This window comes from Sphingomonas sp. GW821-FHT09E03 (assembly GCF_059416225.1).
Window position 1 is genome coordinate 184,923 of sequence record NZ_JBWKOS010000001.1, and the last position, 19,302, is coordinate 204,224.

The following is a 19,302-nucleotide window of genomic DNA, read 5'->3' on the forward strand; positions in this document are numbered from 1 at the left end:
AGATGGCCTGACAGTCGACGAAGCATTCTGAGTTAAAGGCGATGGGAGACGCCGGTTTGCTGATGACACAAGCGATGCGCTGGTTTGGTCCGGCCGACCCGGTGCCGTTGGTGGGCATCAGACAGGCAGGAGCGCGCGAGGTCGTCACCGCGCTTCACGAGGTGCCCAACGGCGACGTGTGGACACGTGAGGCGATCGCGGCGCGGCGGGCGGAGATCGAAGCAGCGGGGCTCGGCTGGACGGTGGTCGAAAGCCTTCCGGTCCACGAATCGATCAAGACCAGCGGGGCAGGCTGCGACGCGGCGTTGGACACGTATCGGCAGAGCCTGGTCAATCTCGCGGCGTGCGGGATCACGGTTGTCACCTACAACTTCATGCCGCTGCTCGATTGGACACGAACCGATCTGGCCTGGTCATTGCCCGACGGTGCGCTGGCGTTGCGCTTCGAATGGGAGGCGTTGGCGGCGTATGACATTCACATCCTCGGCCGCCGCAACGCCGAGCACGATTATCCGCCGGCAGTGGTCGAGCGGGCGGCCCGCCGGGTGGCCGGTATGGACTCGGCCGCGCGCGCGCGCCTCGAACGCACGATCCTTGCCGGCCTGCCCGGCAGCGAGGAAAGCTTCACGTCGGCCGAATTTCTGACCGCCATCGAATCCTATGCTGGCGTGGACGACGACCGGTTGCGCGCCAATCACATCGCCTTCCTAGAGGCAATCTGCCCGACCGCCGAAGCGCTCGGCCTCAGACTGGTCGTGCATCCGGATGATCCCCCATTTCCTTTGCTGGGGCTGCCACGGGTCGTCAGCACCGAGGCTGATCTGGCGACGCTGTTCCGCCGTGTTCCCAGCCCTGCTAACGGCCTGTGCTTCTGCACCGGTTCGCTTGGTGCACGCGGCGATAACGATCTGCCGGGCATGATCAGGCGGTTCGGCGATCGCATCGGCTTTCTTCATCTGCGCGCGGTTCAGCGACAGGGCGATGGCGACTTCTTCGAGGCCGCGCACCTCGAAGGGAGCACCGATGTTGCTGCCGTCATGGACGCGGTCATCGATATCTCGGCGGACTCCGGCCGCAGCATACCGATGCGCCCGGATCATGGCCATCAGATGCTGGACGATCTGGGGCGCAGCACCAACCCGGGCTATTCGCTGATCGGGCGGATGAAGGGGCTGGCCGAGCTGCGCGGGCTGGAGTTGGGGCTCGCTCATGCACGCGGCATCAAGCCGGCATGAACGTGGCCACGCGCAGCCGGGTGTCCAGGTGGTGTGCTGCGGGTCTCGCCGCGATCGCCGCGGCCGGCGCATCGGCCGGCGACGCCCCACGGTCACGCGAGGCGGGGCCGCTGGCGCCGCATGCCGGCAATCCGCTGCTGCCGGGCTATTTTGCGGACCCGTCGATCCTCCGGGCCGACGGCGAATGGTTCGTCTATGCGACGATCGATCCTTGGGGTGGTGAGACGCTGGGGCTGTGGCGCTCGCGCGATTTTCGCCACTGGACCTTTTCGACGCCAAATTGGCCGACCAAGGCGGCGGCGACCAGCCCCACGTCGAACGGAAGCAAGGTATGGGCGCCGTCCGTGGTGCGGGGCCGCGATGGCCGCTACTGGATGTATGTCTCGGTCGGCAGCGAGGTGTGGGTGGGCGTCGCCGACCATCCCGCCGGGCCGTGGCGCGATGCCCTTGGCAGCAAGCCGCTGATCCCGGGCAACTTCCGCCCCGGCTTTCACATGATCGATGCCGAAGCGTTCGTCGACGATGATGGCCAGGCCTATCTCTACTGGGGATCGGGGCTGAATTGGGTGAACGGGCATTGCTTTGCCGTCAAACTCAAGCCCGACATGGTCTCGTTCGACGGCGACCCGCGTGACGTGACGCCGCCGCATTATTTCGAGGGGCCGTTCATGATCAAGCGCAACGGCCGCTATTTTCTGAGCTACAGCTGGGGCAATACCACGAAGGACAGCTACCAGGTTCGCTATGCTGTCGGCGCTTCGCCGCTCGGCCCGTTTCGCGAGCGCGATGACGCGCCGCTGCTCGCCACCGATCGGACGCGCGGGGTGATCAGCCCCGGGCACCACGCGATGTTCCACGCCGAAGGCAAGGACTTCATCCTCTATCACCGGCAGTCGCTACCGTTCGTCGAGGGCGGCCCAGTGTTACGCCAGATCGCGGTGGATCGACTGCGCATCGCGGGCGACCGGCTGGTCACCGTGCAGCCGACCAATGCCGGCGACGACGTTCCCGGCGGGCTCGCGCGTCGGCAGCCTGGCTTGCCGGCAACCTTTATCGCCTCTGCGGCAGCCGACCCGGATCATCAAGCGGCGGCAGCCGGCGACGACAATTATGCAACCAGCTGGCGGTCCGGTCCGGGAGCGGCCTGGCTGCAGGCGGATCTGGGCCGGGTGGTCACCGTCGGCGCGTCATCATTGCGTCCCGGCTTCCCTGGCAGTCCGTTGCGCTTCTCGGTGGAGGCCTCGATCGATGGCACTCGTTGGCGGCCGATCGGGGGCGACCATGTCGTTGCCGGTTCACCACTGACGATTCCCGCTGCCGGTCGCGCGCGATACCTCCGCGCCCGCTTCCCCCACGGCGCCGAGATCATCGAATGGCACGTCACGGGTGAGTGACCCCCCGGACGCCGGCCGCTCTGTGCCGCTACCGCGACGTGCCAACGTGCCCCTCAAAGGAGACCAGATCATGCGATTAATGCTCACTGCCGTCCTGCTGCTGGCGGCGCCCGCCGCGGCGCAGAACACGCCGACCGCTCCGGTGGATACCGTGATCGTTCACGGCGATCGTCCTGCTGCCAAGTTCGACCGCCGGCTGTTCGGCCAGTTCGCCGAGCATCTTGGCCATGGCATCTACGGTGGGATCTGGGTCGGCAAGGGGAGCAAGATCCCCAATATCGCGGGGTATCGCCGCGACGTGGTGGAGGCGCTGAGGGCGATCAGGGTGCCCGAGATCCGCTGGCCGGGCGGCTGTTTCGCCGACGAATATCATTGGCGCGAGGGCATCGGCCCTCAGGCCAAGCGCAAGATCAAGGTCAACACCAATTGGGGCGGCGTCACCGAGGACAATAGCTTCGGCACCCACGAATTCATGAACTTCTCCGAACTGGTCGGTGCAGAAGCCTATGTCTCGGGCAATGTCGGCAATGCGCCGCCGTACGAGATGGCCGAGTGGGTGGAATATATCACGTCTCCCACCGGCTCCAGCCTTGCCAAGGAACGGGCCAGCAACGGTCGTAAGCAGCCGTGGAAGCTGCCGATGTTCGGGCTGGGCAACGAGCTGTGGGGCTGCGGGGGCAACATGCTCGGCGACTATGCCGCTGACGAGACGCGTCGCTACGGCACCTTCGTCAAGGTGCCGCAGGGCCAGCAGGTGATGAAGATCGCCAGTGGCGCCAACGGCGACCATTATGAATGGACGGACGTGATGATGCGCAAGGCCGCCGATCGGTTCGACGGCATCGGCATGCATTATTACACGGTGCCATACGATTGGAAGGCCAAGGGTGCGGCAACGGGCTTCGACGAGGACCGCTGGGCGCGGACGCTCGCCAAGACGCTGCGCATGGACGAGCTGATTACCGGCCACGCCAAGGTGATGGACAAATATGATCCGGCCAAGCGGGTGGCGCTGCTGGTGGACGAATGGGGCACCTGGTATGATGGCGAACCGGGCAGCAACCCGGGGTTCCTTTATCAGCAGAATTCGTTGCGCGACGCGTTGGTCGCGAGCCTGAACTTCGACATCTTCGCCCGGCACACCGATCGACTGCGCGGCGCCAATATCGCGCAGATGGTCAACGTGCTTCAAGCGATGTTGCTGACGGATGGCGCTCACATGGTGAAGACACCCACTTACTGGGTGTTCGATCTGTACAAGGACTATCAGGACGGCGTCGTCCTGCCGGTCGAGGTGCAGTCGCGCTGGTACAACAAGAACGAGTGGACGATGAAGGCGGTCAGCGCGAGCGCGGTCCGCGGAGTCGACGGCGTCATCCACCTTGGCCTGACCAACGTCGATCCCAACCGCGACGAAATCGTCAAGGTGACGCTCGAGGGCATCGGTGGCGCCGCGGTGACCGGGCGAGTTCTGACCGCGCCCACGATCGATGCACACAACAGCGTCGATCACCCTGACGCGGTGAGCCCGACGCCGTTTGCGGGTGCAAGCCTGTCAGGGACGACCCTGACGGTGACGCTTCCTGCCAAATCCGTGGTGATGCTGGATCTACGCTAGGGCCGGTACCGTGCTCCTGCCTGGCAGGAGCACGGTAGCACCCGGCTTGCGGCCGAGACGGTCGACGGCTCAGGCGTGGAGGCGCAGCGCGAGCCGGCCGCGCTTGGTCTCTATCTCGGACCGGGCACGGCGCATTACCTCCACCTCGGTGGCGGCGAGCAGATCCTCCACCACCCGCTGCAGATGGTCGCGCATCGTCTTGCGGGCGAGCGCCGGGTCACGCGCGCGTAACGCGTCGACGATCAGGCGATGCTCCTCCACTCGCGGGTGGACGCCTTCGCGCCGTGCCTCGGCGAACATATAGGCGCTGAGCGGCGCCCGCTCGCGCAGGTTCCACAACATGTCGATGACCGTGCTGATCACCGAATTGCCGGTGCTTTCCGCAATCAGCAGGTGGAAACGGCGATCGGCGTCCATCGCCGCGGCGCCGGCAGGGTCGCACGACGCCATCTCGACCAGGATGTCGTCAAGCTTGGCGATGGCATCGTCCTCGATCACCGTCGCAGCGACTGCCGCGGCCTCGCCTTCGAACAAGATCCGCGCCTCGATCAGCTCGAATGCGCCGACGTCCAGTTCCGCCGGCGCCGGCGTGTCTGTTGGCGTGGCGATCACGTAAAGACCCGAGCCGTGGCGGGCCTCGACCAGCCCACGGATCTCGAGCGCGATCATCGCTTCGCGAACGGTCGGCCGGCTGACGCCAAATTCCTCGGCCAGCTCGCGCTCGCCTGGCAGCCGCGTGCCGGTCTGATACTGGCCATCGGCAATCGATTCGGCGATCGCGGCCGCGATCTTCTGGTAGAGCTTCTCGGCACGCTGCTTCATGGCTGTTTAAATGTCATGCCGGGGAAAGCAGTACAATAGGCCAATGTGTCCGGTTGGCCTTGCCACCCGGTGCGCGAAGCGCTCAGGGCTGATCAGGGGCGTCGGTGCCGTACAGCGCCCTGGCGCGATCGAACACCAGCTCGATGCGATCGAGCATGACGCCGGGGTCGAGCGCAACCAGCCGCAGCCGGTGCAGGCCTGGCTGTATCATCTTGACCGGCACGGTCGCGATCGCCGTGTTGGTCAGCACATTGTGTCGCCAGGCGTCGCTCCGCCCCACTGTGGCCAAGTCGAGCACCTGATAGGCGGCGTCGTCGATTGCGACGGCAATCCGCACGCCCTGCGCCGGCGTCAGCGGGTGGGTGGGCAGCCCGACCACGCGCAGGGTAGCGCCCGTCGCGGTGATGGTGGCGAAGCGATACGTGGCGGGATCGCCGTCGCTCACGCGCGACAGCGGCTTGCTCGGCAGGGTCAGCACCGAGCGCAGCGCGCCATGCTGGCTACCAAGATCCGGTACGGCTTGCCAGTCACGACCGGGGTGCGCAGCGAGCGCGGGCAGGGTGACGCGGCGCTGCCGCTCGGTGATCACACGCGCATCGGCGGATGCTGGGGCGACCAGCGCCGTATGGATCGGCACCGTCATATCCCCGCAGGCAAGCGCGGCCGTACCCGCCGCCCCGCGGCCGTCATATAACAAGGTCAGCCGCTGCTCATAACCGTTCGCCGAAGACAGGGTGCCGCTGGTCGCCGACAGGGTGACTCCGCCAGGCAGCGACGCCGCCCGCCACGGCAGCGGCCGAGGCTGGTGGGCGAACAGCGTGATCGTATGCCGGTCGGGTTGCCCCTGCTTGAAGGTCAGCGTGTTCTCGTCGCCGATCCACTCTCCCCACAGCGCCGCCTCGCAGCCCGTCTTGCTGGATGGCGCCCAGGCTGGCCACAGCGGCTCGTCGAAGACCGGCAGCCGCCGCGGCATCATGTCCATCATGCTGTCCCACTTGCCGCCGGCGAGCTTGTTGTAGCGCGCCGTATCGGCGAGCAGCGAGGCATGCGCGGCGCGGGCGCCGGCGACATACCAATTGGCACTGGCACGATATTGGCGCGCGTATAGTGCGGCAAGATCCAGCCGCAGGATGCGCTCGTTGAGCGCCGCCGCGCCCCGCACTGGATACAGCACCAGCTCAAAGAACGCGTCACGGCGATCGGCCGGCAGCCGTGCGGCGACAGCCTCAGCACGGACGACCAGCGCGGCGTAGGCCGCCAGCCGACGCTGCGCCTCCTCACCATCCGACTGGACGTAATCGGTAGCGCGGGTGGGCGTCACCCATTCCGTCTCGCCAAAGCCCATGAACTCGGGCCGGCGTTCCCAGGCAAGATCGTAGAAGCGCATCATGATCGCGGCGATCTCAGCGGCATCGGTATCGCCGAACTGCTCGGCCATGAAGTCGCGCAGATGATCCTGGGGCGATTGGGTCAGCCGATCGGCATCGAAGGCGAGATCAAGAAAATATTGCGACAGATATTCGATCGGCTTGATGTCGCCGACATTGACGATCCACAGCCGCCGCGCATCGGTGGCCCACGCACGCCCCATCTCCTCGCGGATCAGTGCCGGGTGGGTGGTACCAAGCCACAGATAATCGTGCGGACGGCCCCAATAGGACAAGTGATAGTAGATGCCCGCGCCGCCGGCGCGCCGGCGCTCGCTCGGCGACGACAGCCGGCGAAGGTAGCCGTAATTGTCGTCAGTCCACATCAAGGTAACGTCGGGCGGGAGCGTCAATCCCGCGTCATAGGCCTCCTGCAACTCATGATAGGCGACGAACACCTGCGGAATCTTTGCGGGTGGCCGCTTCAAGGTGCCCGTCAGCAGATCGCGCTGGAGCCCAACCACTTTCTCCAGGATCGCGCGACGCTCGTCTGTGGTGGTCGCGCCTTGCATCGGCCCGTCGTGGATTCCGCGCAATCCGAGCGTGTACATCACCTCCGTATTGCGCGTTGCCGCGACCCGCTCGCGCCAATAATCAAGGATGGCCTTGGGGCGGCGGGTAAAATCGAAGGGGCCGCGCAGCGCCTCCTGCCATTCGCGCAGGTTGTTGCGCAGCATCGGTTCGGCATGGCTGGTGCCGATCACGATCGCATAGCGATCCGCGAGCGGCGCATTGGCGGGATCGGCATAGAATGGCGTCGAAACCGAATGCATCGCCGGCCACAGTGTGTTTGCCTTCAGCCGCCACATCAGCTGGAACACGCGCTCATAGGTGTGCGCACCGATGTTGCCCGTGCCGCGGTCCAGGGTCTTGGCGGCCCAGGGCTCGAGCCCCCAATCCTCGTCGTTGAGGAAGATGCCACGGTATCGAACGGAGGGCGTTCGCGATACGATGGTCGCATCGTCGATCGCCACCGTCGCGCGGCGGCGCGGTGTCACGTCTGCCCACCAAGACCAGGGCGAGATGCCGAGCGTGCGGGAGAGATCGGTGACGCCATAGATCGCGCCACGACGGTCGGAGCCCGCGATCAGCAATATTCGCTGTCCGTTGATGGTCACGGCGGCGCGCACGTAGCGCTCCCAGCCGCCGACGAGCGCGGACAGATCGACATGCCCCGCGCGCGCCACCTGTGCGACTATCGGTGCATCGTAACGGCCGATCAGGACGCAGGAACGGGCACAGTCGTGCAGCCGCGTTGCGATCGACGGGCGCTTGCCGCTGAGAGCGGCCAGGTCGTCGGCGAGCATGCCCGTCGCCAGCGTCATGGTGTCGCCGGTGCCGGCGGGATCGGCAATCAGGGTGCTGTCATGAAAGTCAAAGGCCCGGGCGTCGGCGGCGCAAGCGAACAGGCTGGTGACAAGAGCCATGACGGTCAGCCGGCAAATTCGTCGCACCCGACACTCTCCCATGATCGGCCATTTTACGTTAGCCATGGGTGTTGGTAATGCCACTTGGTCTACGACGCGTCGAGACGGAACGTGATCCGGCTGGTGGTGAGGAAAGGGCAGTAGTGCTACGTGGCCGCTGTCAGATGGTTCTGCTCGGCGGTCGCCATGATTGCGCTTGTGCTCCACCGCTCGCCAGCCCGGCGTCACGCCATTGCGGTTACTGTCGGCGAAACACCGGCGTGCGCTTTTCCGCAAAAGTCGCGCGGCCTTTGCGCGCGTCGTCGGTGGCGAAACAGATCGCCTGAAGATCGCGCTCATACGCATCGCCTGATCAAGCGGCATGGACACGGCGGCGCGCAGATTGGCCTTGGCGGTTTCGGCGGCGATCGGGGCACGCGAGGCAATGGTGCTCGCCAGTTCACGCGGAAGCGGCATCTAGTCATCAGGATCAACGATCGCGCTCACCAGACCTCAATCGCGGGCGCGGGCGCTGTCGATCGGATTACCCGTGAGCAGCATCAAGGCGGCGTTGGACTGACCGATTGCCTGCGACAGCATGGCGGCCATGCCACCCCCGCCGATTTACGACACGCCGACTATCCTGCGCGACACGTTCGTCGCCTGCAATCGCATCCACAAGGTCAAGCAGTGGTTCGAGGATGGTGGCGCCATCTATGACCTTTCGGCCGATCCCGACGCGGTGATCGCCGAGAACCGAGTGTTCGACGCGCCAGGCGCGATCGGCCTCTACCTTGACGAGGAATTGCGGTGCGTCACCGTGCGCGACAATGTGGTCGATCAGGCGGGGGTGTGGCTCAACGCCAACACGGTGCACGCCATTTTCTCGATGCGGATCACCATCGATACATGGCGCCCCGCAACTGGCATCGCGGTGGGCGCGTGCAGGGTGAATGGACGGCCGATATGAACAACCTGATCTCGGACGACCATCCGGTGACGGGCGCCTGGCCGAGCGCCGCACAGGCCATTATCGCCAATGCCGGCATGAGTAGGGAGGATGGCGGCTCGGGCGACCGACCCTGAGCGCGAGGCGTTCGGCACACGTGCCCGCCTAGCGCTGACGCCTTCCATGGTTTGGCAATTCTTCAAGCCGGCGGCGGACCTACCCTTGGGTTAGGCAGTCACGACGGGCAGGTGCTGCATCAACGCGCACATCAAGCGATCATGCGTCTGACGTCGGCGAAATACGGGTGAGCAAGAACACGCTGGGCATTGGCGGCGCCGATCGCATGATCGTTCATCAGGCGCTCGCCCGCCGTGGTCCGGTACAAAGCGATCGGGGTTTCGATCCGGGTGAAGACGGCTCCCGCAGCGGCGGCGCGGGTGTAGAAATCCCAGTCGTTGCAGTTGTGGAACGACGGATCGAAGCCGTTGATCAAGGTAACTATGTCACGGCGGACGATCGACCACGAGGGCCCGATCACGCCGCCCTGGCTCAGCGCCACGCCGATGTCGTCGCCCCACCAGCCACATTCAGGCGCCCCGGGCGGCCCGCCATCCTCCACTCGCGCGAAATGGCCGCAGACGATGTCCGCCTGGCCCGCGCGCGCGAGCAGCGCGTGAGCCGCGCCGGGCAGCCAGACGTCGTCGCTGTCGAGGAAGGCAATCCACGGTGACCGACACAAAGCCGCGCCGACGTTGCGCGCGTGTGACGCGCCGCCGTTGCGGGGCAGGACGGCGGCCTGGATCAACGCCGGGTTGGACGCCGCCAGCGCGTGGATCACCGTGCCGCTATCGTCGCGCGAGCCGTCGTCGACGATGATGACCCGCGACGGGGCATGGTCCTGCGCCAGCACGCTCGCCACCGCATCGGCGACGACATGAGCACGATTGTAGCAAGGAATGACAACGTCATAGGCAGGCAGCGGCAGGGCCACTGCGACGGGGGCGTCAATATTGAGCATGCCGGCGCTATGTGCAGTGCAGCGGCGCCGGGCAAGGCGTCTGTGGTGTCATGCCAGACATTGTCCGCCTCAGCGGTGCGGCAGCGACAGCTTTACCCCGGCGTAGAGGTAGCGGCCGAGCGGTGACACCGGCACGTTGGTGTCATAGCCGATGTCCGGAGTCTGCCCGCCGAGATTGTTGACGCCGCCATAGAGCGCAAAGGCGTCGGTCGCCTGGACCTGCACCTGAACGTCATGCTGCCACAGCGGCTTGAACCTGAAATAGCGCGGGTCGACGAAGCTCGGATTGTCGTCGGTGGTGATCCGGTCGAACCGGCGCACGCCATCCTGCCAGCGCAGATTGTAGCTGATCGTCACCTTGTCGAGGCTCCAGCTAGGCGAGAAATCGAGCGTGTATTTGGGGCGGAACGGGCGATCGACGTTGTTTTCCACCACCGCGCCGGGGGTGGCGATCTGCTCGAGCCGGTGCAGATAGCCGCCGACCAGCCGCAGGTCGAAGGTGCCGATGTGGCTGGTCGGCAGCTGGTAGCTGGCGTTCAGCTCGAGCCCGGCGGTGCGGAACGCGGCGACATTCTCCGGCTGGACGACATAGCCGTCGATATAGCCGCTGCCCGCCGCCCGGCTGATCGTCTGGCAGAACGGGTTGGCGGTGGTCGGCTGGTCGACGCAGAGCGCGGCCACGGTGGAGGCACTGGCGGTGCTGATCGCGTCCTTGAGGCGGATGTCATACCAGTCGAGCGCGATCTGCAGGCGGGGCACGAACCGCGGCCGCAGCACCACACCCGCCGTCCAGGTCCGTGCGACTTCGGGGCGCAGATCGGCATTGCCCTGCTGCGCGCCGGGGATGTTGACGTTGGCGTTGGGGTTGTTGGCGGCGGTAAAGGCGGCGGGGTTGCCCCCAGCGGCGCTGATCAACGCGGCGCAATTGGCGGCGCGATAAGTCGTTCCCTGGTCGCGATTGCCGAGATAGCAGGGATCGGTGATGAAATCGCTCGAGCCGGTGCGCGGCCGAAAGATCTCGGCGATATTGGGCGCCCGCACCGAACGGCCATAGGAGCCGCGGAAGCTGATATCCTCCACCGGCGCCCAGATGCCGTTGAACTGATAGGCCTGGGTGTGGCCCACGGTGGAATAATCGGACAACCGGCCGGCGGCGCCGACCGACAGCAGGTGCGCGAACGGCCGGTCCTTGACCAGCGGCAGGTTGAGCTCGCCAAATGCTTCCCACACGTCGAACTTGCCGCTCGACGGCGTCGGGATGATGTATTCGTCATATTGATAGAAGACGTTGTCGACGAGTTCCTGGGCAGGCCGGAAGCTGCTGGATTCGCGCCGATACTCACCCCCGACCGCGAATTGCACCGGCCCCCCCGGCAGGCGGAAGAACTGGCCGAAATCGCCGGTCAGCGAGGCGTTGGCGACGTGCTGCTGGATGCTGGCATCGCTGACCGGGTTGTAGAGATAATAAGCATAGGATTGCGGATCGACCGCGCCGGCGCCGAACAGGTTGACGGGCACGCAGCCGACCGCGCGCGCACTCGCCGAGCGGCACACCGCCTGGCCGGTGACGGGATCGCGCACCGCATCAAGCGCGGCGGTGAAGGCGTCGGACAGGCGATCGTTGAGCTTGGTCGCGCGCAGGTCGGTGCGGCCATAGGTGTAGGAAATGTCGTAGCTGGCGTGATCGCTGATCCGCCCGGCTGCATCGATTACGCCGCGCCAGGTGCGGCGGCGATCCTGCTCGCCGCGGCGGGGAAGGTCGAAGTTGTTGCGGTTGACGTCGACCGCGGCGAGCCCGGCGGCATTGGCCGCGGCGAGGATGCTGGCCGGGATGAACGGATTGTCGAGCGCGATCGTCGCGGGATAGTCGCCACCAAAGCCGCTGAAGGTCGTCACCGTGGTCTGGACGAACTTGGCTTCTAGGCTAAGCTTGAAGGCATCAGACGCGTCATAATGCCCGAGCAGGTTGACCGCGTGGCGCTCGGTGGCGGGGAAGATGTCACCGACATAGCCCGCCACCGGCGTATCGTCGCCGCCGGTGGAATAGCCGTCGTTGTCGAGCCGGGTACCCGGCGTGTAGAGCGCGCCATCGCCGCGGTAGCGGACGCCGGCGATGTCGACATAGCCGTAGGTCGAGCTGTCCGGATAGCGCAGGTCGCGCACCGGGCCCTGCTGATAGCTGCCGGGGCGTGCCGGATCATAGCCGTTGAGATTGACGAAATTGGCGCGGTTGGCGCTGCGCAGATAGGCTCGGTCATCGTTGGCGAGCGGGTCGTCGGCGTTATATTCATAAGCCGCGGTGACATTGCCGCGACCATCGGCAAAGTTGCGGCCGAGGATCACCGAGGCGAAACGGTTGCCGGCGTCACCATGATCCGAGATGCCGAACTGGGTGCGCGCGGCCAGACCATCAAAATCGCGCCGCAGCACGAAATTGACCACGCCCGAGACGCCATCGGCGCCATAGACCGCCGAGGCTGCGCCGGTGAGCACGTCGACGCGCTCGATCAGATCGGTGGGGATCGAGTTGATGTCCACCGCCGCGGTATCGGGTTGGCCGGCGACATGGCGGCGGCCGTTGACCAGCACCAGCGTGCGGCTTGTGCCGAGACCGCGTAGGTCGAGGAGGTTGAGCCCGACCTGGCCGAGCGCGCCGTCGCCCTGCGCATTGCCCGCGGTGCGGGTGCTGTCGAGCGAGTTGGTCAGCGCGGGCACGCGCTGGAGGAAATTGGTTATGTTGGTGTTGCCCGAACGCTGGATCTGGGCGGCGTCCACCGACACGATCGGGTTGGGCGCCTCATAGTCGGGGCGCTGGATGCGCGAGCCGGTGACGACGATCTCGTCCGCCGGCGCAGGGTCGGCGACGGCAGCGGCAGCGGCCGGATCGGCTTGCTGGGCGAACGCGGGCATGGCGAGGAATGCGCCGCCGGCCAACAGCAGGGCGCGCGCAAGGAGCTTGGTCGTCATGGTGGTGCGTGTCCCCAAATCTGTGTTGGGCCGCCGCCCAACCTTTGTTTTTTCTCAAGGCCCTATCGGGCGAAGTTACGAAGATGGCAATTGCTGGCGCAAAACGTTTCACGCTGTCACAACGCGGCGGATGAGCGAAGCGGAACAGCCGGGCGTGACGCGCCGCAGCGTGCTGGCGGGTGTCGCGGCGTCGGCCGTCGCCGGCTGCGCAGGGCGACCGCCGGCCCGGGCACTGCGGCTGTGGGCGATGAGCTACGAAGGCGATTATTCGCCGATGCTGATGCCGGCGTTCACGCGTGCGACGGGGATCGAGGTGGAGGTGCAATCGTTGCCGTGGACGGCGGCGCATGAGAAGCTGCTCACCGCCCAGGCCGGCGGTGCGCTGCCCGACGTGCTGATGCTGCCCGCCGGCTGGGTGGGCGAGTTCGCGATGGTCGGGGCGCTTGCGCCCGTCGCCGATCGAAGGTTGCTCGCGGGGTTGTTCCCCGGGGCGCTCGATGCCGGCCGGTACGCGGGACGGGATTACTCGGTGCCCTGGTCGGTTGCGCCCGAAGCCCAGTTCTTTCGCCGCGATCTGCTCGCCGCCGCGGGCTATCAGTCGCCGCCGCTGCGCTGGAACGAGTGGCGCGCGATGGGGCGGGCGCTCAAGCGCCGGCGGCCGGACGAATGGGTGTTCCTGATGCCGCTCAACTGGTGGGACGCGCTGTTCACCTTCGCCGGCCAGACCGGCACGCCGCTGCTGCGCGAGCGCGACACCCGCGGCAATTTCCGCTCGGCGGGCTTCGGCGAGGCGCTCGCCTTCTACACGTCGCTCTACGACGAGCGGCTGGCGCCGGCGATGCTGTCGACCGAGCTGCAGGATCCCTTCGCCGCCTTTGCGCAGGGCGCGTTCGCGATCTACCCGCGATCGCCGGCGATGCTGCTCGATCTCCACCGCCGCCGCGACGAGATGGCGCAGGCGCCGTGGGGCGTCGCCCGCATGCCCGGGCCGCATGGCCCGGGACCCGCCGGCGGGATCAGCGCCACCCTGTGCGTCTCGGCGCAGGCGCGCGATCCTGCCGCGGCCTGGACGCTGGTCCGCTACATGACCGACGTGCCCGCCGAGCTGCGCTTCCAGTCGCTGATCGGCAGCCTGCCGGCGCGCACGGCCGCCTGGCAGACGTCGCAGATGCAGGCACCGGCGCTGCGCCCGTTCCTCGAGCAGATGGCGCAGCCCGCCATCTCGCCCAATGTGGTCGAATGGGAGCGGATCCGGATCGAGGTCCAGCTTGTCGCCGAACGGCTGGTGCGCGGGCAATTGACGCTGGCGGCGGCGCAAGCCGAGATGGACCGTCGCGCCGACGGCATCCTCGCCAAGCGGCGTCAGCTCGTCGAGGCGGGGCGGATCGCATGACCCGGCAGGAACGGACCGCCTGGCTGTTCACCGCGCCGGTGCTGGCGATCATCGCGCTGGTGTTCGTGCTGCCGACCGCGCTGGCGCTGGCGCTGAGCGTCACCGACTACAGCATCTATGCGCTCGCCGACCGGGGCAATCTTCGCTTCATCGGCTTCGGCAATTTCACGGGGCTGCTGGCGACGCCGCTGTTCTGGCGGGCGTTGCTCAACACCGCGCTGTTCGCGCTGCTCGGCGTGCCGATGGCGATCGGCACCTCGCTCGCCGCGGCGCTGCTGCTCCATGACACCACCGTGCGCTGGAAGGCGCTGTGGCGGGTGGCGCTGTTCGCGCCCTATGTCACCAGCGTGGTCGCGACCGCGGTGGTGTGGCAGTTCCTGCTCAACGCCCGCTACGGCCTGATCAACTACGCGCTCGGCTTCCTCGGCATCGGTCCGGTCGACTGGCTCGGCGATCCGCGCGCGTCAATCCCGGCGATCCTGCTGTTCGTCACCTGGAAGATCTTCGGCTACAACATGATCATCTTCACCGCCGCGTTGTCGGCGGTGCCGCAGGACCTGATGGAGGCGGCGTGGCTCGACGGCGCGTCGCGCTGGGAGCGCTTCCGCCACGTCACGCTGCCCGCGATCGGACCGACACTGCTGCTCGCCGCGGTGATGAGCGTTGCGGGCTTCCTCCAGCTGTTCGCCGAGCCCTATGTGATGACGCTTGGCGGCCCGTCTCAGAGCACGGTGACGATCCTCTATTTCATGTTCGACGAAGGCTTCAAATGGTGGAACCTCGGCCAGGCGAGCGCGGTCGCACTGATCCTGTTCGGGCTGATCCTCGCCGTGACGCTTGTCCAGACCCGCATCGGCCGGCGGTTCGAATGGCTGTGATCAACCGGCGGCGGGCTGGCCGCGCGATCATCGCCAACATGGTCGTCGCGCTGCTGACCACGGTCACGCTGGTGCCGCTGGTGTGGATGATCACGGTGTCGTTCATGCCACGCGGCGAATCGAGCCATTTCCCGCCGCCGTTCTGGCCGAGCCGCTGGTCGTGGGAGAATTACCACGAGCTGCTGGTCCGCCGCGAGATCGATGGCGCCTGGTTCGATTACCGGATCGTCCCAGCGCTGTGGAACAGCCTCGGCGTCGCCGCGCTCTCCACCCTGTTCGGGCTGCTGCTCACCGTGCCGGCGGGCTATGCCTTCGCCAAATTGCGCTTTGCCGGCCGCGAGCGGCTGCTTAAGGCGTTGATCATGAGCCTGGTGGTGCCGGGCCAGGTGGCAATGCTGCCGCTGTTCCTGATCTTCAAGGAGCTGGGCCTGGTCAACAGCTATGCCGGGGTCATCCTGCCCGGCCTCGCTGGCATCTTCGCGCTGCTGTTCGTGCGCCAGGCGTCGCTCGGCATCCCCGACGAGATGCTCGACGCGGCGCGGATCGATGGCGCGAGCGAACCACGGATCTTCGTCTCGATCGTGCTGCCGCTGCTTGCGCCGATCACCGTCACGCTCGCGTTGTTCATGTTCCTCGCGAGCTGGAACGACTTTCTGTGGCCGCTGATCGTGCTGACCGACCAGCACAAATACACGCTGCCGGTGGCGGTGGCGGGGATCGCCCGCGAGCATGCCGCCGATGGCGAGCTGATGATGGCCGCCGCGGTGGTGACGACGCTGCCGGTGCTTGCGATCTTCGTCTGCCTGCAGCGTTATTACATGAGCGGGCTGCTCGGCGGCAGCATCAAGGGTTGAGGCGCGGCAGCCTCAAGCGCCGACGCGCGGCAGGGCGCGCTCGTCGCCGCCGAACAGATGGACCCGACCGGGCGCGGTGCCGAACCGCAGGTTTTCGCCAAGGGTGATGCGGCGATCACCGGGCAGCTGCGCGACCACCGTGTCGCTCGCCCCGCGCGCGCCGAGATGCGCGAAGGAGAGGGGGCCCAATCGCTCGAACAGCTCGACCGCGCCGGCGAACACGCCGTCGTCGGCGGGGAGCAGATGCTCCGGGCGCACGCCGAGCGTGACGGCCGCGCCGACCGCTCCATGGGCGGCCGCGCGCAGCGTCTGCCCGTCGGCCAGCTGCACCGTCGTCCCCGCCGCATCCGCGGCCACCACCGTCGCGGGCATCAGGTTCATCCCCGGCGAGCCGATCGCGCGGGCGACGGCGACGGTCGCCGGGCGATCATAGAGGTCGATCGGCTCGCCGATCTGTTCGACCTTGCCGGCACTCATCACGACGATCCGGTTGGCGAGCGTCATCGCCTCGAGCTGATCGTGGGTGACGTAGATCATCGTCGCGCCGAGCTGGGCATGGAGACGCGCGAATTCATGGCGCATGCGCATCCGCAACTCGGCATCGAGGTTGGACAGCGGCTCGTCGAGCAGCAGCACCTGCGGGTTGCGGATGACCGCGCGGGCAATCGAGACACGCTGGCGCTGCCCGCCGGAGAGCGCGCGCGGGCGGCGTTCGAGCAGGTGGGCGAGATCCAGCGTGGCGGCGACAGCGGCGACGCGGGCACGGATCTCTGCCGCCGGGCGGCGGGCGACCTTCAGCGGGAAGCCGATGTTCTCGGCCACCGTCAGGTGCGGATAGAGCGCATAGGATTGGAACACCATGGCCAGCCCGCGATCGGCCGGCGCGGCATGGGTGACGTCGCGGCCGCCGATCAGGACGGTGCCGTCGCTCGGTTCCTCGAGCCCCGCGATAACCCGCAGCAACGTCGATTTGCCGCACCCCGATGGCCCGACGATCACCACGAACTCGCCGTCCTCGATCATCAGATCGGCTGGCGCCAATGCCTCGATCTCGCCGAAGCGCTTGGTTACCCGACGTAATTCTACACTGGCCACCGGGCATCCTCTCCCCGCCCCCATCGCGGAGCTATGGCGCTGGTGCAAGGGGCGAAGGCTACCACCGAGCCTATGCCACAGGAACTTGGGGCAAGTTTGGGGCGGGTCGAGGCGGTAAGCCGCCGGTCCGTCACATCATGTCATATTTGACCTGCTCGGGTGCGGCCGACCAGAGCATCGGCAGGAAATCGGGCTGGGCGATCTCCTCGCCGTCGACCAGCCGCATCCACATCCCCATCTCGCGCCGGCCGAGCAGCTGTTGCTCGCCATCGTCGAGCATGACGACGTCGCCGTCCTGATAGGTATCGATCGGCTCCCAATCGGGTGCCCACTCGGTCCCGGCAGCGTCGCGTTCGGGGTGATGGAACGCTGCACCGGTGACATCGGGGTTGGCGGCAGGAGGCGCGTGATGCAGTCCGATGCCGGACAGGCCCTCGATCGCGGCGCGTTCCGCCGGCGGCAGGTGGGCGAAATCGGGATCGAGCTTTTCGGTTGCCATCGGATCGTTACCTTTCGCGGCAGGCGACAAGCGACCAAGGGGACGCTGCATCGCCATGCCCCGCCCCAACGTCACTCGCTGCCAGTCGATCCGCGGCGCGCCGGCGTCCAGGTGCTCGGTAGCCGAGGCTCCGGCCTCAGCCGGTGGCGGTGCGCGTTAGCTGCGACCTTGGATGCGGACGTTGGGGATCCGAGTTGAGGCGCTGAATGAGGCTGCTGAGCCGGCCGCAGGCTTCATGTTGGGTAAGCTCGGTACGATCGCCGCGGTCGCTCCGAGCGGTCGGGTGAGCCGTCTGAGTTCCTCAGCGATCGTCTCCCTGGCAGCGCCAGGCTCTCGGTATAGAGAGCAAACGATCTTTGTTGATCGGGCATCCAGGTCGGGCGCGAGCAGGCGGATGTTCTGGCTGTAAAAGCTGAAGGCGAGGAACACCAAGTGCTTGGCCTGCTGAACAGCTTTCCGCATTGCCGTCGGATCCTCGCCATCAGCCAACTGCTTTTTGAAAGTGCGGAGTTGTGGAGCGACCAATCCGAGCTTGTCCCGCGCCACCCAGCCGTAGGGGATGCCGCCATCGGCACCGAGGTTCCAGGACAAGCCCCCGTCCTGCCCGCAGGACCAGCGTTGCCTAAGCCGCCCGACCCTCGGGACTGAAGGTCGCCATCCGCGTAACGCTCGCTGCCAGATCGCGGAACCGCGCAGTTCAGTTCATGAATGAACGTCCGGTCTAGGCAGGCGACGAGGGCAGGTTGAGTGATCGGATTTGGCTCTCGTTGCTCTTCAATGAATGGGCGCAAGATGTTTCGGGCAAGGCCATCCCCGGGTAATGGGGTTCAACGTTCAGGTCCACCGAACTCACGATAGACGGCCTCGACGTTGTTGCCATCGGGATCATGCAGGAAGGCGGCATAGTAGCCGGCCGGGTAACCCGCTGAACGCAAACCTGGGGCGCCGTTATCCAAGCCTCCCGCGGCAAGGCCCTCTCGATGGAACGCGTCAACCTCGTCGCGCGACGTCGCGCGGAAGGCGGTATGTTGCTTTGCCGCGCTCGGATGAAAGATGTCGATCCAGAAGGAGGGGTAATCCACACCAAATGCCACGCCGGCCAAGTTGCGGTTATCGATCTCGGTGAGCTTCATCTCGCTGTCGATGCACATGATGATGGTGCACCCGAGCGGGCGCAATGAAGCTTCGTAGAACTGGGAGGATCGGACGATATCGGAGACGCCGATGCCGGTATGGTCAATCAGCCAATTGCGACCGTGTTCCACGTCCTCTCTCCCGACAACTGCGTGGGCGCGCGTCACTGCGCCTGTTGAAGGTAGGTGGGCTTTAGCCGATCCGCCAACCGGTTTATCTGAATGGCCGCGCACGGCGCACGTTGCGGAATTTTGAGAAGCGCCGAGCAGATCGTGGGTGGTCGCCACTGGGTATCGGCCGCCGAAGATGTAACCGTATGCTCACACGCGCGCGACATGATCGGTGTCAGCGATTCCATTCGATCCAAGCACTTCGCGCAGCGGCGCTCCAGGGGCTTGCAGCTTGACGATCGCCCGCGGTTTGAAAGCGGGTGCTCTGGCCATGCTTGAACGGTATCGCAGCAACTGCTCCGTGCAGCATCGGCGCAGGCACGGCCATTCTCTAAGTGTCAGCTAGATGAGCGATGACATCCGCGGCGGCCCGTGTTGCGCCTTACCCAAGGTGTCGCTCGGACGGCTGGCGTCGCCACCGTCCTGGTCCTTAGTGAAACGGC

Annotated in this window: 15 protein-coding genes; 7 read left to right on the forward strand and 8 right to left on the reverse strand. The window is 66.4% G+C overall.

Features of this window, described 5'->3' with window-relative positions:
• Positions 1 to 74 precede the first annotated feature (74 nt).
• The 3 genes from uxuA (at position 75) to AC07M8_RS01035 (ending at position 4,247) form a co-directional block, all read left to right on the forward strand.
• Positions 75 to 1,235 carry a mannonate dehydratase gene (gene uxuA, locus AC07M8_RS01025; RefSeq protein WP_495173121.1) on the forward strand — a complete coding sequence of 387 codons (1,161 nt, stop codon included), beginning with the start codon at positions 75 to 77 and terminating at the stop codon, positions 1,233 to 1,235.
• The gene (locus AC07M8_RS01030; protein ID WP_495172607.1) at positions 1,232 to 2,629 is read left to right on the forward strand and encodes a family 43 glycosylhydrolase; all 1,398 of its coding nucleotides are present in this window, start codon (positions 1,232 to 1,234) and stop codon (positions 2,627 to 2,629) included. Before uxuA ends, AC07M8_RS01030 begins: the two co-directional genes overlap by 4 nt.
• A gap of 70 nt (positions 2,630 to 2,699) precedes the next feature.
• Positions 2,700 to 4,247 (forward strand): alpha-N-arabinofuranosidase, encoded by a 1,548-nt coding sequence (locus tag AC07M8_RS01035; RefSeq protein ID WP_495172608.1) that lies wholly within the window; start codon positions 2,700 to 2,702, stop codon positions 4,245 to 4,247.
• 69 nt (positions 4,248 to 4,316) lie between these two features.
• Here AC07M8_RS01035 and AC07M8_RS01040 read toward each other — a convergent pair whose 3' ends face one another.
• Both AC07M8_RS01040 and AC07M8_RS01045 read right to left on the reverse strand, forming a co-directional pair.
• Positions 4,317 to 5,069 carry a FadR/GntR family transcriptional regulator gene (locus AC07M8_RS01040; protein WP_495172609.1) on the reverse strand — a complete coding sequence of 251 codons (753 nt, stop codon included), beginning with the start codon at positions 5,067 to 5,069 and terminating at the stop codon, positions 4,317 to 4,319.
• Positions 5,070 to 5,151: 82 nt separating this feature from the next.
• The gene (locus AC07M8_RS01045; protein ID WP_495172610.1) at positions 5,152 to 7,923 is read right to left on the reverse strand and encodes a glycosyl hydrolase 115 family protein; all 2,772 of its coding nucleotides are present in this window, start codon (positions 7,921 to 7,923) and stop codon (positions 5,152 to 5,154) included.
• A gap of 586 nt (positions 7,924 to 8,509) precedes the next feature.
• Here AC07M8_RS01045 and AC07M8_RS01050 point away from each other — a divergent pair.
• Complete coding sequence (locus AC07M8_RS01050) at positions 8,510 to 8,872, forward strand: hypothetical protein (protein WP_495172611.1); 363 nt, start codon at positions 8,510 to 8,512, stop codon at positions 8,870 to 8,872.
• 247 nt (positions 8,873 to 9,119) lie between these two features.
• Here AC07M8_RS01050 and AC07M8_RS01055 read toward each other — a convergent pair whose 3' ends face one another.
• Together AC07M8_RS01055 and AC07M8_RS01060 are read right to left on the reverse strand one after the other, a co-directional pair.
• Positions 9,120 to 9,869: a glycosyltransferase family 2 protein gene (locus AC07M8_RS01055; protein WP_495172612.1), complete on the reverse strand. Its 750-nt coding sequence runs from the start codon at positions 9,867 to 9,869 to the stop codon at positions 9,120 to 9,122.
• A 69-nt stretch (positions 9,870 to 9,938) separates the two neighbouring features.
• Positions 9,939 to 12,836 carry a TonB-dependent receptor plug domain-containing protein gene (locus tag AC07M8_RS01060; RefSeq protein WP_495172613.1) on the reverse strand — a complete coding sequence of 966 codons (2,898 nt, stop codon included), beginning with the start codon at positions 12,834 to 12,836 and terminating at the stop codon, positions 9,939 to 9,941.
• A 130-nt stretch (positions 12,837 to 12,966) separates the two neighbouring features.
• Here AC07M8_RS01060 and AC07M8_RS01065 point away from each other — a divergent pair, with 130 nt between their 5' ends.
• Genes AC07M8_RS01065 through AC07M8_RS01075 form a run of 3 tightly spaced genes read left to right on the forward strand, consistent with a single transcriptional unit; the run spans position 12,967 to position 15,961 of the window.
• A complete protein-coding gene (locus AC07M8_RS01065; RefSeq protein ID WP_495172614.1) occupies positions 12,967 to 14,229 on the forward strand; it encodes an extracellular solute-binding protein in 1,263 nt (420 codons plus the stop codon).
• Positions 14,226 to 15,107 (forward strand): carbohydrate ABC transporter permease, encoded by an 882-nt coding sequence (locus AC07M8_RS01070; protein WP_495172615.1) that lies wholly within the window; start codon positions 14,226 to 14,228, stop codon positions 15,105 to 15,107. Before AC07M8_RS01065 ends, AC07M8_RS01070 begins: the two co-directional genes overlap by 4 nt.
• Positions 15,098 to 15,961 carry a carbohydrate ABC transporter permease gene (locus tag AC07M8_RS01075; RefSeq protein WP_495172616.1) on the forward strand — a complete coding sequence of 288 codons (864 nt, stop codon included), beginning with the start codon at positions 15,098 to 15,100 and terminating at the stop codon, positions 15,959 to 15,961. Before AC07M8_RS01070 ends, AC07M8_RS01075 begins: the two co-directional genes overlap by 10 nt.
• A gap of 12 nt (positions 15,962 to 15,973) precedes the next feature.
• On the opposite strand, the gene AC07M8_RS01080 is transcribed toward AC07M8_RS01075, so the two are convergent.
• The 4 genes from AC07M8_RS01080 to AC07M8_RS01095 form a co-directional block, all read right to left on the reverse strand.
• Complete coding sequence (locus tag AC07M8_RS01080) at positions 15,974 to 17,056, reverse strand: ABC transporter ATP-binding protein (RefSeq protein ID WP_495172617.1); 1,083 nt, start codon at positions 17,054 to 17,056, stop codon at positions 15,974 to 15,976.
• 130 nt (positions 17,057 to 17,186) lie between these two features.
• A complete protein-coding gene (locus AC07M8_RS01085) occupies positions 17,187 to 17,555 on the reverse strand; it encodes a hypothetical protein (RefSeq protein WP_495172618.1) in 369 nt (122 codons plus the stop codon).
• Between the two features lie 156 nt (positions 17,556 to 17,711).
• Positions 17,712 to 18,146, reverse strand: a complete 435-nt coding sequence (locus AC07M8_RS01090) for a hypothetical protein (protein ID WP_495172619.1) — start codon at positions 18,144 to 18,146, stop codon at positions 17,712 to 17,714.
• 236 nt (positions 18,147 to 18,382) lie between these two features.
• Positions 18,383 to 18,820 (reverse strand): VOC family protein, encoded by a 438-nt coding sequence (locus AC07M8_RS01095; RefSeq protein WP_495172620.1) that lies wholly within the window; start codon positions 18,818 to 18,820, stop codon positions 18,383 to 18,385.
• Between the last annotated feature and the right edge of the window lie 482 nt (positions 18,821 to 19,302).